Below are 374 nucleotides of genomic sequence, written 5' to 3' on the forward strand. Positions count from 1 at the left end.
TAGACAAAGTACTAGTTTTTAGTGCTTTGTCTTTTTTTATCCGTTAAAATAAGAGTATCAAATGGAGGTGTATCCAGATGCTCTCAAAACAAGATATGAGTAAACGCGCACAAATCGGTTTCTTTTCTCTTGAAGACTTGGTCCCACAGGACCATTTATTGCGGCAAATAGATCAATGTATTGATTTCTCCTTTATTTATGAATTGATTAAAGAGAAATACGATGAAATCCAAAGACGTCCTAGCTTGGATCCTATTCTTCTAATTAAATTACCAATGATTCAATATCTATTTGGTATTAAAAGTATGAGACAAACAATTAAAGAAATAGAAGTGAATATCGCTTATCGCTGGTTTTTAGGTTTGAGTTTAGAA

Annotated in this window: 1 protein-coding gene; it reads left to right on the plus strand. The window is 32.1% G+C overall.

The annotated features are described in order from the left end of the window. Positions 1-77: 77 nt before the first annotated feature. On the plus strand, positions 78-374 hold a 297-nt coding region (locus Q1X33_RS16635), incomplete at its 3' end, for a transposase (RefSeq protein WP_301969852.1).

It is taken from the genome of Enterococcus sp. B2E4 (assembly GCF_030499455.1).
Taxonomy (GTDB): Bacteria; Bacillota; Bacilli; order Lactobacillales; family Enterococcaceae; genus Enterococcus_D; species Enterococcus_D casseliflavus.